Origin of the sequence: Frigoribacterium sp. CFBP 8766 (genome assembly GCF_014841435.1) — a bacterium.
Taxonomy (GTDB): Bacteria; Actinomycetota; Actinomycetes; order Actinomycetales; family Microbacteriaceae; genus Frigoribacterium.
On the sequence record NZ_JACYTX010000002.1, the window covers coordinates 652973 to 665822 of the forward strand.

13 protein-coding genes are annotated in these 12850 nt (G+C 73.7%); 1 reads left to right on the plus strand and 12 read right to left on the minus strand.

Annotated elements, in window-relative coordinates; genetic code table 11:
* On the minus strand, positions 1 to 3061 hold a 3061-nt coding region (locus IFT90_RS08845; protein ID WP_192041862.1), incomplete at its 3' end, for a GH92 family glycosyl hydrolase.
* Between the two features lie 238 nt (positions 3062 to 3299).
* Positions 3300 to 4106 carry an oxygenase MpaB family protein gene (locus IFT90_RS08850; RefSeq protein ID WP_371740903.1) on the minus strand — a complete coding sequence of 269 codons (807 nt, stop codon included), beginning with the start codon at positions 4104 to 4106 and terminating at the stop codon, positions 3300 to 3302.
* 72 nt (positions 4107 to 4178) lie between these two features.
* Here IFT90_RS08850 and IFT90_RS08855 point away from each other — a divergent pair, with 72 nt between their 5' ends.
* Complete coding sequence (locus IFT90_RS08855; RefSeq protein ID WP_192041863.1) at positions 4179 to 4718, plus strand: NUDIX domain-containing protein; 540 nt, start codon at positions 4179 to 4181, stop codon at positions 4716 to 4718.
* Here IFT90_RS08855 and IFT90_RS08860 read toward each other — a convergent pair.
* The 10 genes from IFT90_RS08860 to IFT90_RS08905 all read right to left on the minus strand — a co-directional run bounded on the left by IFT90_RS08860 (position 4715) and on the right by IFT90_RS08905 (position 12830).
* A complete protein-coding gene (locus IFT90_RS08860) occupies positions 4715 to 6346 on the minus strand; it encodes a stealth conserved region 3 domain-containing protein (protein ID WP_192041864.1) in 1632 nt (543 codons plus the stop codon). The genes IFT90_RS08855 and IFT90_RS08860 overlap by 4 nt on opposite strands.
* Positions 6347 to 6472: 126 nt before the next feature.
* Positions 6473 to 6853, minus strand: coding sequence for a DUF6804 family protein (locus IFT90_RS08865; RefSeq protein ID WP_123546233.1), 381 nt, complete (start codon positions 6851 to 6853; stop codon positions 6473 to 6475).
* A gap of 136 nt (positions 6854 to 6989) precedes the next feature.
* On the minus strand, positions 6990 to 7574 hold the full coding sequence (locus IFT90_RS08870) for a GDSL-type esterase/lipase family protein (protein WP_192041865.1): 585 nt from the start codon (positions 7572 to 7574) through the stop codon (positions 6990 to 6992).
* Between the two features lie 105 nt (positions 7575 to 7679).
* Positions 7680 to 7880 (minus strand): hypothetical protein, encoded by a 201-nt coding sequence (locus IFT90_RS08875; RefSeq protein WP_192041866.1) that lies wholly within the window; start codon positions 7878 to 7880, stop codon positions 7680 to 7682.
* The gene (locus IFT90_RS08880) at positions 7877 to 9505 is read right to left on the minus strand and encodes an SDR family oxidoreductase (RefSeq protein WP_192041867.1); all 1629 of its coding nucleotides are present in this window, start codon (positions 9503 to 9505) and stop codon (positions 7877 to 7879) included. The genes IFT90_RS08875 and IFT90_RS08880 overlap by 4 nt, the downstream gene beginning before the upstream one ends.
* A 24-nt stretch (positions 9506 to 9529) precedes the next feature.
* Positions 9530 to 10465, minus strand: coding sequence for a bifunctional riboflavin kinase/FAD synthetase (locus IFT90_RS08885; protein WP_192041868.1), 936 nt, complete (start codon positions 10463 to 10465; stop codon positions 9530 to 9532).
* A 5-nt stretch (positions 10466 to 10470) separates the two neighbouring features.
* Entirely contained in the window at positions 10471 to 10908 is a 438-nt protein-coding gene (locus IFT90_RS08890; protein WP_123546244.1) for a hypothetical protein, read from the minus strand.
* A gap of 58 nt (positions 10909 to 10966) precedes the next feature.
* Complete coding sequence (locus IFT90_RS08895) at positions 10967 to 11335, minus strand: hypothetical protein (protein ID WP_133737651.1); 369 nt, start codon at positions 11333 to 11335, stop codon at positions 10967 to 10969.
* Positions 11332 to 12231: a tRNA pseudouridine(55) synthase TruB gene (gene truB, locus IFT90_RS08900; protein ID WP_192041869.1), complete on the minus strand. Its 900-nt coding sequence runs from the start codon at positions 12229 to 12231 to the stop codon at positions 11332 to 11334. Before truB ends, IFT90_RS08895 begins: the two co-directional genes overlap by 4 nt.
* Before the next feature lie 35 nt (positions 12232 to 12266).
* Complete coding sequence (locus IFT90_RS08905) at positions 12267 to 12830, minus strand: hypothetical protein (RefSeq protein ID WP_192041870.1); 564 nt, start codon at positions 12828 to 12830, stop codon at positions 12267 to 12269.
* Between the last annotated feature and the right edge of the window lie 20 nt (positions 12831 to 12850).

Here is a 12850-nt window from a genome sequence, read left to right on the forward strand (position 1 = left end):
CCGCCACGAGCGCCCCGAGGGGGCCGGCTCCCGTGAAGGCGAGGGCTCCGCGGTCGGCGATGGCCGACGACGAGCCGTCGGAGGCGGTCCCGTCGCCCGAGGACCCGGGCGAGGTGCCTGCTCCCTGACCGGCGCCGTCTCCCCCGCCGCCCGGCGGGTCACCGGGCAGCACCGGGGCGGCCGCGACCGACACGGGCACGGCGATCGAGGCCGGGGCGAAGGGCACGGGCGCGAACGGCGGCAGGTCCGCCGCGCTCGACACCGTCACCGTCGCCGTGCGCACGCCGATCGTGTCGAAGGCCCGGGTCGTCGTCACGAGCCAGGTGTCGCCGTCGGGGACGACCGTGGCCGGGGCGGCGACGCCGTCGTCCCACTCGACCTGCGCCTCCATCGCGGTCGCCCCGGTCGCGAGCACGGCCGGCGTCGGGGTGACGCCCGACGACACCGGGAACGCCGGCGTCACCGGGGTCAGCGACGCACGGGCGAGCCGCAGCTCGACCGCGCTGCCCACCTCGGCCGACACGGGCTGCCCGTCGATCGGGGCGAGGGCGAGCTCGGCCTGGTCGGGGGCCGACACGCTCGGGACGGCGTCGTCCGGCCCGGTGCCCCAGGTGAGGCCCTCGGGCGACGAGGCGAGGTCGAAGGCCAGCTCGGCGCCGTCCTGCAGGTCGGTCGCGTCGAACCAGGTGCGCGTCTGCGGCACGCCGTCGACGCTGAGCCCGCGGACGTAGCGGGGCGAGTCGCCGGAGGCGGCGGGCGCGGACACCGAGACCTGCGCGCCGTCGTCGAGCGTGATCGTCGCCGCCAGCACCCGCGGTGCGTTGACGGCCATGATGCCCGAGCCGGGCTCGACCGGCATCATCCCGAGGGAGGCCAGCACGTACCAGGACGAGAGCGTGCCGAGGTCGTCGTTGCCGACGCCTCCGCCGGGCGTGTCCGGGAACCGGTTGAGGTTGGCGGCCAGCACGTCGTTGACCTTCGCGGGCTCGCCGACGAAGTCGTAGAGCCACGGGTCGACCAGCATGGGCTCGTTGCCCGGGTTGTAGCCGATGCTCGAGTAGTAGTCGCTGCCGCCCTCGGCCCAGCTCGCCGGCGAGACACCCGGCGCGGCACGCAGGGCCGGCAGGTCGACGTACTGGTCGAGGCGCGCGAGGAACGCCTCACGACCGCCCATGGCGTCGACGAGGCCAGGGACGTCCTGCGGGGCCATCCACTGGTAGTGCCAGGGCGTGCCCTCGTGGAACCCGGACTCCTGCACCTCGGCGAGCTCGGGCGCCGAGTTGAAGGTGCCGTCCGGGCCGACGGCGTTGACGATGCCGGTGAAGCCGCCCGTCAGCTCGACGTCGGGGTTCCACAGCGTGCGCCAGTTGCGTCCCCGCTCGAGGAACGGCGCCGCCTCGTCGTCCTTGGCGAGGCGCTGCGCGGCCGCGCCGATCGCCGCGTCCGCGAGGGCGAACTCCATCGTCGCCGAGCCGCCGTGGCGGTACTCCTCGAACTGCCCGCCGAGGCCGCCGCCGTTCTCGGCGTACCAGGGCACGTGCCCGTTCGCGAGGTAGAACTCGACGCTCTGGCGACCCACGGAGACGACGTCCGCCGGGGGCGCAGTGGTCGCGTTCTCCGTCAGGAAGCCCCAGAGCTCGTCGTGGATGTCGTCCGGCACCGAGCCCAGGGCGAAGTTCTCCGCCAGCCAGGGCGACACCGGGTCGCCGGCCATGATGTTCGTCTCGAGCGCGCCGAGCGACCACCGGGGCAGCCAGACGCCCTCGATCCTCGCTCGGTGCATCGACCGCACCACGTCCTCCGCCCGGTCGTGCTCGAAGAGGGCGTGGAGGGTCGCCTGCGTGCGGTACGTGTCCCAGAGGGAGAAGCGCTGGTAGTAGGTCCATCCGTCGGCGACGTGCTGCTGCAGGTCCATCCCGAGGTAGCGGCCGTCGACGTCGCTGCCGATGGTCGGGGACAGGAGGCTCTTGTAGAGCTGGGTGTAGAAGACCCGCAGCTGCTCCTCCGTCTCGGTCGTCACGTCGAAGCGGCCGAGCGCGTCGTCCCACTCCGCGGCGGTCGAGGCGCGCACGGCGTCGAAGCCGAGACGCTCGCCGTCGACGGCGGTCTCGGCGACGCGGTTGCCCCGCGCTCCGTCGAGGTCGACGAACGAGACGCCCACGCTCAGCTCGACCGTCCGGTCGGTCGTCGTGTCGAACGTCGCGGCCGCGCCGTTCAGGCCGACGTCGACGGCGCTCGCCTCGGACGCAGGCACGAAGGTGCCGTCCGTCCCCCACGTGCCGTGCGTCGCGGCGGGACGGTCGAACTCGGCGCTGAAGAAGTACCGGACGGAGTCGTCGGTGCCGCCGCAGAAGCCGCCGTTGTCGACCCAGCCCTCGACGGTGCGGTCGTCGACCCACGTGACGCTGCTGGCGCCGGCGTCACGGAGGGTCTGACCCACGTTGACCGAGACGGAGCCCGTGGCGCCCTCGGGGAACGTGTAGCGGTGCTCGCCGACGCGTGTCGACGCGGTGAGCTCGACCTCGACGTCGTCGGCGAGGAGCGCCGTGTAGTACCCGGCCGAGGCCTGCTCGGTGGTCGCCTGGTCCTTCAGGGCGATCGCCGTCCGCTCGGTGACGGGCACGTCGCCCGCGCTCGGGGTGACGAGCACCTCCCCCGCCGCGGGGCAGCCGGCGCTGTTGACGTGCTGGTGGCTGAAGCCCCAGACCTCGCCGGCGTCCTTGCTGTACGACGTCGAGGCGTAGGAGGACGTGTTGTCGGGGCTCAGCTGGACCATGCCGAACGGCGCCGTCGCGCCGGGGAACGCGTTGCCCTCGCTCTCGGTGCCGACGAAGGGGTTCACGAGCGCCGACAGGCCCGTGTCCGGAGCCGGGACGCCGACCCCCGGGGCGGGAGCGGCCTGGGCCGGCACGGCGGCGAGGCCCGTGAGGGCGCCTCCGCCGACGGCGACCGCGAGGGCGGTGAGGGCCGCGGCGATGCGACGGCCGTGCGGGCGGGAGCGAGCAGGTGACGGGGAACGACCCTGACGTCGTCCCGGGGCGGGGGTGATCGGGTGGGGCATGGGGGCGTTGTCCTCCTCGACGAACGGTCCGCGCCTCCTGCTCGCCCGGGTGCACGTCGGCGTGCACCCGACCGGACGACGACGTCACGGGGCGGCACGGCACGGGGCCGACAGCGGGAGGGCGTGACTTGTCTACCACGAGACGTACCCCGAACGAGACTCGTCGGGGTACGCCGACCGGCGGGACCAGCGCAGGCCGCCGGCCCTCTCGGGCGGCCCCGTAGCCGTCTCGTCCGGTTTAGCCGCGGGCGAGGTAGGCGCGGAGTCGGCGCAGGTAGTGGTCGCGGAGGACGTGCCGCAGGCGAGCCGGCAGCCACGGCACGACGAGGCGGCAGAGCAGCAGCACCGCGCCGAACGCGCGGGCCCGGACGGGCCCCCACGGGAGCCGGAACGCCTCGCGCAGGCGATCCGGCAGCAGCCCGGTGGTCACGAGCCGGGCGAGCGGCATGGCGAGCCGCAGCGCCAGGGGCACGGCCCGCGGGTGCAGCAGCTGGTGCGCCACGTCGCGCGTGACGTCGTCGACGACGAGCTCGTCGAGACGCGCGTCCCACCAGGCGCGGAAGGTCGCCCGGTCGGCGGGCCAGGCCCCCGGGGGCAGCTGCAGCGCGGTCCCCACCCGCTCGTAGTCGCGGTAGACCGCCTCGGACGCCGCGACGGGGCCGTAGACGCGCTCGTACAGGTCGATCGCCGAGTCGTAGAGCGTCGCGGCGACCCAGAGCTGCAGCTGCGGGTCGTGCGCGTCGTAGGCCACGGACGAGGAGGCGTCGCTCCGGACCGGCGCGTGCGCCCGGTCCACGAGACGGCGCACCGCCGCGGACTCCTCCTCGCTGCCGTAGACGATCGCGTAGAGGTAGGTCATCGTGCCGTGCAGACGCTGCAGCGGCCGGTCGACGAAGTCGCTGTGCTCGGCCACGCCGTGGCCGACGCCCGGGCTCGCGAGCTGGAGCAGGATGGCACGTCCGCCCGCGCCGAGCAGCAGGGCCTCCCCCGCCATGTCGCGGATGCCGCGCACGTCGCGGCCCCGCCTCACCTGGTCCTCGTGCACCGGGCCAGCCTAGGGCGGCGACCCGGGGAGGCCGCCGGGTGGGGCCGCCGGGTGCCTCGCTAGGCTCTCCGCATGGCCGCCCCCGACTTCGTCCTGTCCCTCCGCGAGGCCGTCGGCACCGCCCCGCTCTGGTTGTCGGGCGTCACCGCCGTGGTGACGAAGGGCGACGACGTGCTCATGGTCCGCCGCTCGGACACCGGGGCGTGGACGCCGGTCACGGGCATCGTCGACCCGGGCGAGCACCCTGCCGACGCGGCCGCCCGCGAGGTGCTCGAGGAGGCGGACGTGACGGCCGAGCCCGTCCGTCTCGCGGCCGTCGGGGTCACCGGGGTCGTCACCTACCCGAACGGCGACCAGGCGAGCTACCTCGACCACACCTTCGCCCTGCGCTGGGTCTCGGGCGAGCCCGCCCCGGCCGACGGAGAGAACACGGAGGCGCGGTGGTTCCCCCGGGACGCGCTCCCGCCGATCAGCGATGAGATGCGCGGCAGGATCGACGCCGGGCTCTCGGACGAGCCGGGCGCCCGGTTCACCGCGGCGGGCGAGCTCCGGGGAGGCGGTCGGCGCCGGGACGACGTCGGCGGTCCCGCCGGCGCGACCGGCGCCTCCTAGGACTCGATGCTGCCCTGCGGGCCGCCGGCACGCAGCGTGCGTCGCTCCTGCTCGGCGGCCTCGCGCGCGACCCGGTCCATCTCGGCCTGCTCCCACGGCGCCGCGAACGGGAAGTAGCGCTCGAGGAAGTCGGTCACCGTGTCGGTGCGCTCCTCGTCGGTCACCTCGGGGAAGCTGCCGTCGTTCAGGCAGAAGAAGTCGAACGAGCGCTTCTTCAGCACCTCGGACAGCGACGCGAGACCGGAGACCATCGTGGTGTCGACGTAGCTCACCTTCGCGTTCTCCTGCACGATCGCCCGGCCGGTCATCAGCGTGTAGTAGTGGTACAGCGAGTTGGTGACCGAGATGTTCTCCTTCGCGCGGAACGGGCTGGCGCCCGTGGCGGCGAAGTCGTCGGCGAACTCGTGCTCCATCTCGAACAGCACGCTGCGGCGGAGCGGCGCGGCGGTGTGCTCGAGGTGACGCGTCGTGACCCGCCCGAAGCGCTGCTGCAGGAGGCGACGGTTGACTCGGGCGGCGTTCTCGAAGCCGCTGCGCTCGGGGTTGTTCAGCCCGAGGCCGATCCGGGTGTCGGCCTCGATGAACTTCGACACCGAGCCGGGCGAGAAGAACATCGACGGCGCAACGGGACGGCCGAAGAACATGTCGTCGTTCGAGTAGAGGAAGTGCTCGCTGAGCCCCTCGATGTGGTGCAGCTGCGACTCGACGGCCTGCGAGTTGTGGGTCGGCAGCCAGGAGAGGTCGGAGAAGAACTCCTCGCTGCGGACGACGCGGACCCGGGGGTGGTCGCCGAGCCACTCGGGCACGGGCGAGTCGGTCGCGATGTAGATGTTCCGCACCCACGGCGCGAACATGTAGACCGAGCGGAGCGCGTACTTGAGCTCGTCGATCTGACGGAACCGCGCGGGGGCGTCGTCGCCCTCGCCCACCACGTGGCCGTTCGCGCGGGCTGCTCGGGCGCGCTGGTACTCGACGGAGTTGCCGTCGACCCACGAGAAGACGATGTCGACGTCGAACGTGATGTCGGTGGCGTGGTCGTCGAACATGTGGGCGAGCGTGGGCCACTGCATGCCGTAGCGCTCGACGGTCTCCTCCACGGCCTCGGAGCGCGGCAGGTCGGTGCGCATGAGCGCGTTCTCGACCGGGACGAGGATCTGATCGTCCGTGAGGATCCAGAACTCGACCTGGACCGCGGTGCCGGCGCCGTAGCGCAGGCGCCCGATGGGCTCGACGCGCGGACGGTAGAGGCGGAAGATCCGCTCGTCGTCGTCGAGCAGGCCGCCCTCGGACACGAGCACGGCCTGGCCCTTGGGGGGCTTGGCGTAGAAGGGCTCGGTCGCGGCCGCCACGGTCATCGCCTCGGCGAAGGCGTCGCGGTGGACCGTGTCGACGGCGATGACGGGACGGACGTCGTTGCCCCGGACCAGCAAGAAGGGGACCTCGGCCTCGTCGAGCACCCGACGGATGAAGAGCAGGTCCTCGATCATCGACTGCTGCGGGGTGAGGTGGCCGTTGAGGAGCGTGAACTGGCCCTTGCGGACCACGACGTCGTCGCGGTCCAGACCACCGGCTCGGGGACGGGGCGTCAGGAGCGGACTCTCCGTCGTTCCGGTGATCTCGGTGACCATCTAGGCTCAACTCCCTGTGCTCGCCTCGGGCAGGCTCGTGCACGTCGACACCCAATTTAGCGGTCCGCGGAGCGGGCCGCGTGCAGGGGTGCTGGCGGGTGGCGGAGGATGCGGCGTGCAGGGCGGTCAGCGACGCCGTCCGGGGGCGGGACGACCGCCTCCGGCGCCCCGGCCCGCCTCGGCGTTCGGCACCTTCGTGCGGACGCCCGCGACGATGAAGACGACCGCTGCGGCGAACTGCATCGCGGCCCAGGGCTGACCGCTGAGGGGCACGACGACGACCGGGTTCCAGAGGACCGCGATCGCGCCCAGCAGCGCGACCGCCCACCAGGCCCGCCCGCGCCAGGCGAAGACCGCCATGATCAGGGCGAGGATGGCGACCACGTAGCGCACGACGGTGAAGGTGCCGGAGTCGAGCAGGAAGGCCCCCACCGTGAGCACGACGGCGCCGAGCAGGCCGGGCGCGAGGGCCGGGCGGAGGAAATCGGGGGCCTGGGGCGTGGGCACGGAGCCGCCTCTCGTCGATGTCGGGCACGATCGTGCCCGGGAGAGCCTAGCGACGGGCGTCGTGACGCACCCTGGACGCGGCGACGCCCCCGGGACGACGGGTCGTCGAGGGGGCGTCGAGGCCGAGCGGCGGCCCTCAGTCGATGTCGTAGGGGACGTGCAGCACCGTGAGCGGCCGGCTCATCGGCGGCTCGCCGCGGAGGCGCTCCAGCCCGGGCAGGAGCTCGGCGACCCAGGCACGGTAGCCCTCGTCGCTCAGGTGCACGCCGTCGGTCGTGAACTCGGGGCGGAGCGCCTCGCCCGACTCGTCGGCCAGTGCCGGCCACAGGTCGAGCCACTGGGCCCGGACCGTCGACGAGAACTGGCGGAGGTGGCGGTTGGCGTCCTGGATGCGCGGCGCCTGGTCGGCGGTGCGCGGCAGGATCGACTGCAGCAGCAGGCGCGTGCCCGGCAGCTCGCGACGCATCGTCACCATGAGCGACTCGACGCCGCGGACGACCTGCTCCACGGTGCGCCGAGCGATGAAGTCCTCGTTGCCGATGAGGAGCACGACGGAGTCGGGACGTGCCGCCACGACCTCGTCGAGGCGCTCCGTCAGGCTCGCCGTGGTGTCGCCGTCACGGCCCAGGGCGACGACGTCGTCGTCCGGGAACCAGGCCGACCAGTCGCCGCCTGCCGTCGTGCTGTCTCCGACGAAGACCAGTCTCTCGCCGTGCGCCATGGGTACCTCCGGGTGGTGTCGATGTGCCGAGGGGCCGGACGGCCCCCGGCGTGTCGTCTCGGGGAAGCGTACCGCTCGCCGGCTGCGCACGACCCGGGCCCCGGCTCAGCGGAGGAAGCGCCGCGGCCGCCGGGCGGCGATCCGGTCGAGCGCGTGTCGGACGCTCGGCAGCAGCACGACGAACGAGACCACGACCACGAGCACCCCGAAGGCCACGCCGAGCCAGAGGGGCACCGGAGAACCCGCACCGGCCTCCGCGGGGTAGAGCGGCGGCGGCGTGACCGCCAGGACGGCCGCGAGCGTCACGACCGGGCCGCGCCGGCCCCGGCCCCGACAGCCTCGCCGGAGCCGGAGCCAGCACCAGCACTGCCGGTCGACCCCGAGGCGTCGCGGGCAGCGGTCGCCGTGATCCGGCGGAGCATGCCGCTGAAGATCACCCCGTGGAACGGCAGGATGGCGAACCAGTACAGCCGGCCGCCGAGCCCGTGCGGGAAGAACACGGCGCGCTGACGGTAGTGCGAGCCACCGCCCTCGCGCGGGGTGACGCGCATCTCGAGCCATGCCCCGCCCGGCGCCTTCATCTCGGCGCGCAGTCGCAGAAGCCGGCCTCGCTCGAGCGTCTCGACGCGCCACCAGTCGAGCGCGTCGCCGACCCGGAGCGACGTGGCGCTGCGCCGCCCGCGACGGAGCCCCACTCCCCCGACGAGCCGGTCCATCCAGCCGCGCGCGGCCCAGGCGAGCGGGAACGAGTACCAGCCGTTCTCCCCGCCGATGCCCTCGACGACGCGCCAGAGCGCCTCCGGCGACGCGGTCGAGTCGGTCTCGCGGTCGTCGGTGTAGACCGTGTGACCCGACCAGTCGGGATCGCTCGGCAGCAGGTCGCTGGGGGCGCCGGCGACCGACGAGTCCTGCCAGCTCGTCTCGACCTCGCCGTCCTTCTCGCGCTGCAGGGCCAGCCGCACGGCGGCCCGGTAGCGCAGGAGCCCCTCGGCGGGCGGTGGCACGACGTCGTCGATGTCGCTCTCGCTCACCACGCAGTCGTACTGCAGGGAGGCGATGATCGGGATCGCGAGGGCGCGCGGGATCGGCGTGACGAGGTTCACCCACTGCGAGGCGAGCCAGGGCGTGAAGACGGGCAGGGAGGCGATCGGGCGCTGCGCCAGGCCCGCCTCCAGCGCGTAGCCGTTCATCATCTGGCCGTACCGGAGGACGTCCGGCCCGCCGATGTCGAAGGTCCGGTTGACGTCGGCGGGCACGTCGGCCGAGCCGATCAGGTAGTGCAGCACGTCGCGGACGGCGATCGGCTGGATGTGGTTGCGGACCCACTTCGGCGCGGGCATGTAGGGCAGCACGTCGGTGAGGTGGCGGATCATCTCGAAGGACGCGGAGCCGGACCCGATCACGACCCCGGCCTGGAGGGCCACGGTGGGCACGCCGCTCGCCAGGAGCACGTCGCCCACGTCGCGGCGGCTGCGGAGGTGCTTCGACAGCTCCCCGTCGGGGTGCAGGCCCCCGAGGTACACGATGCGGCTGACGCCGGCGTCGCGGGCGGCGTCGGCGAACACGTGGGCGGCCTCGGCCTCGGCCCGCTCGAAGTCGCCCTTGCTGCCCATGGCGTGGGCGAGGTAGTACGCCACCTCGACGCCGTCGAGGGCGACGCGGACGGACTCGCGGTCGGTGAGGTCGCCCTGCACGACCTCGACGTCGTCGGCCCACGGCACGTCGACGAGCTTCTCGGGCGAGCGGACGAGCACGCGGACGTCGGCGCCCGCCTCGACGAGGCGCGGGGTGAGCCGTCCACCGATGTACCCGGTGGCCCCGGTCACGAGCACGCGGCGGCGGGAGACCGCCTGGTCCGTGTCGCGGGTGACGTCGGTGGCCACGGGCGCCTCGGGAGGCGCAGTCGTCGTCGGGTCGTTCTCAGCAGGCATGTCGACGACGGTACGCCGCCGGTCTCAGGACAGGCCGAGGACCTCGCGCGTGCGGACGACGTCGGCCCGGATGTGCTCGATCAGCGCGTCGATGCCCTCGAAGGCCACGTTGCCGCGGACCCAGTCGACGAACATCACCGTCAGCTCCTGGCCGTAGAGGTCCATCGAGACGTCGAGCAGGTGGGCCTCGACCTGCTTCTCGGGCACGCCGTCGAAGGTCGGGTTGTGCCCCACCGAGACGGCGGCGGGATAGGTCGTGTCGCCGACCAGCACCCGGGCCGCATAGACGCCGTCGGCCGGGACGTAGCCCTCGCTGTCGGGCGCGAGGTTGGCCGTCGGGAAGCCGAGCTCGCGCCCGCGCTGCTCGCCGTGCACGACGATCCCGCGGACGGCCGGCTCCCGGCCGAGCAGCTCGCCGGCGCGCGCGACGTCGCCGGCCTCGAGCAGCTCCCGGATCCAGGTCGAGGAGGCGCGGCGCCCGCCCCCGAGACGGACGTCGTCGATCGACACGACCTCGAGCCCCCGCTCGGCGCCGAGCTCGCGCAGGGTGTCGACCGTGCCGCTGCCCCGCACCCCGAAGCGGAAGTCGTCGCCGACGAAGACGACGCGGGCGTGCAGGGCGCCGACGAGGATCCGGTCGACGAACTGCGCAGGCGTGAGGCTGCGGAGCTCGTCGTCGAAGGTGAGCATGAGGGTCGCCGCCACCCCGGCGGCCTCGAGCAGCTCGCGCTTCTGGCGGTTGCTCACGAGCGACCGCGGCACGGAGCCCGGCCGCAGCACGGCGAGGGGGTGCCGGTCGAAGGTCACGACGGCCGAGGTGAGGCCGCGCTCGGCCGCGACCTGCTCGAGCAGGTCGATGACGGCGCGGTGCCCCACGTGCACGCCGTCGAACTTGCCGATCGTCACCGCGGTCGGGCCGAGGTCGGCAGGCACGTCGGCGAGGGCGTCCCAGAACTGCACGGGAGCTACTCCGTCCGGTCGGCGGCGTCCGCCTCGGCGGCGACGGCGGGCCGGGAGCGGAGCAGCCAGAGGATGCCCAGCACGGGCAGGACGAGCGGGACGAAGCCGTAGCCGCGCCCGAACCACGACCACACGGTGTCGTCGGGGAACAGCTCCGGGTCGAGCACGGTCACCAGGCCGACGATCAGCACGCCCGCGAGCTCGAACGAGATGGTCGCCCAGGCGACGGCGTACGAGGTGCGTCCACGGCGGATCAACGACACGGTGGCGACGATGTAGACCACGGCGGCGAGGGCGCTCAGCGTGTACGCGAGCGGCGCCTCGTCGAACTGCTCGAGGATCTGGAACACGGACCGGCCGGTCGCCGCCAGGGCGAGCACCGCGTACACCGCGATGAGGACCCGGCCGACGCCGACCGCACGAGAAGACTTCTGAGTGACCATCACCGACAAGGATATGGCGCGCGCCTGTGGACCGGCGCCAGGACGCAGGAGGCGGCCCTCACGCGACCTGGACGGTCCAGATCTGCAGCATGCGGTAGACCATGACCGCGACGGCGAAGACGGCCGCCGCGAGCACGAGGTTGCTCCACCGGGTGCGGTCGACGAGCGCCCAGACGACGGCGAGCGGCGGCAGCAGGATCGCCGAGACGAGGTAGATGTAGAACTCGACGACGTTGCCCGTCGGCGGGTTGCCCGCGAACGGCGCGACGATCGCGACCACCAGCTGCACGAGCAGCAGCAGCAGCACGAGCGCCGTGGCGCCGACCGTGATGTCGTTCGGCAGCTTGCCCGAGAAGCCGGCCACCAGGCAGACCAGCCCGGCGACGCAGGCCACGATCACCTGGGCCCAGGTGAACCACTCGATCACGCGCGCACCTCGTCGGTCGGGAAGTTGACGATCGGCACGGCACGGCCGCCACGCACCGAGACCAGCCCGGCGAGGTCGCCCGAGGCGGTGACCGCGGCCACGGGGCCCTCGGTGTCGGCGCGGCCGGTCGCGGGCCGCTTGCCGTGGCCGAGGTCGGTCGCCTCGTCGGCCGTCATCGACCAGACGGGGAACAGCGAGGAGGCGACGGCCGAGGGAGCGAGGAGGGCCGGCGCGACCTCGATGCCCTCGAGCACCGCGGCGTCGGCGACGTCGAACGAGCCGACCCGGGTGCGCCGCAGCGCGGTGAGGTGGCCGCCGACGCCCAGCGCGGCGCCGAGGTCGCGGGCGAGGGCCCGGACGTAGGTGCCCGACGAGCAGCTGACCCGCACGTCGAGGTCGCGGACAGCCACGCCGTCGGCGACGCCGTCACGCCGATCGAGCACGACGAACTCGGAGACGACCACGTCGCGCGCCGCCAGCTCGACCTCGACGCCCTCGCGGGCCAGGTCGTAGGCACGACGACCGCCCACCTTGATGGCGCTGACCGTGGTCGGCACCTGGCTGATCGGCCCGGTGAGGTCGGCGATGCCGGCGTCCACCGCGGCGTCGGCCACGCCCGACGCGTCGGCGGTGGCCGTGACCTCGCCCTCGCAGTCGTCGGAGGCGGTGGAGACGCCCAGCCGGATAGTCGCCTCGTACGTCTTGTCCAGCCCGACGAGGAACGTGAGGAGCCTGGTCGACGAGTCGAGGCCGAGGACGAGCAGGCCGGTGGCGAGGGGATCGAGCGTGCCCGCGTGGCCGACCTTGCGGGTGCCGGCGGCCTTGCGGACGCGGGCGACCACGTCGTGGCTGGTGATGCCCTGCGGCTTGTCGACGAGGAGGATGCCGCTGTTCACGCGACGACGCTACCGCACCGTGCCCGGGCCGACGCTCAGCACGCGTCGTCGAACACGCGGCGCGGGTGCTCGGGGTCGGCGACGTCGACCACGGCCGTGGCGACGGCCCGCAGGCCGCCGCGGCCGCCGCCCGGCGTGACCCAGACCGTGTAGTTCCAGAGCCCGGCGAGCTCGGGGCGCCCGAGCGCCTCGCCGTCGACGACGAGGAGGGCGTCGTCGGGGCCCGTCACCCAGCGCGGCTCGACCTCGCGCTGCGAGGCGCTGTCGAACGCCGCCGGTACCCACGCGGTGCTGCCACCCAGCCGGAACGGCTCCACGAGGACGCGGCGCAGGAGCGCCCCGTCGACCGGGGCGGGCTCGCCGTCCGCCACCGCGCCTCCCTCGCCCCGGGGCCTGCCGAAGTCGGCGACCGACGCCCGGAAGGCCGCGTGGCCCGCCTCGACGAGAGCGGCCGCGAGGTCGTCGGCGAAGGCCGACTGACCGGCACCCGCGGGGCCGTCGACGGCGACGAACGCCCGGCCCCTCGAGTAGTTGTGCAGGATCTCGGTCGCGAGAGCGCGCAGCGTGTCCTTCTTGGCGGGGGCCCAACGAGTCGTCATGCGGTCACCCTAGGCCGGGC

What these genes read in the sequence shown, in the direction of transcription:
- IFT90_RS08890 (WP_123546244.1), bottom strand. Translation starts at nt 10,908, where the DNA reads ATGGTCACTCAGAAGTCTTCTCGTGCGGTCGGCGTCGGCCGGGTCCTC.
- IFT90_RS08870 (WP_192041865.1), bottom strand. Translation starts at nt 7,574, where the DNA reads ATGGCGCACGGCGAGAGACTGGTCTTCGTCGGAGACAGCACGACGGCA.
- IFT90_RS08855 (WP_192041863.1), top strand. Translation starts at nt 4,179, where the DNA reads ATGGCCGCCCCCGACTTCGTCCTGTCCCTCCGCGAGGCCGTCGGCACC.
- IFT90_RS08905 (WP_192041870.1), bottom strand. Translation starts at nt 12,830, where the DNA reads ATGACGACTCGTTGGGCCCCCGCCAAGAAGGACACGCTGCGCGCTCTC.
- IFT90_RS08880 (WP_192041867.1), bottom strand. Translation starts at nt 9,505, where the DNA reads ATGCCTGCTGAGAACGACCCGACGACGACTGCGCCTCCCGAGGCGCCC.
- IFT90_RS08860 (WP_192041864.1), bottom strand. Translation starts at nt 6,346, where the DNA reads ATGGTCACCGAGATCACCGGAACGACGGAGAGTCCGCTCCTGACGCCC.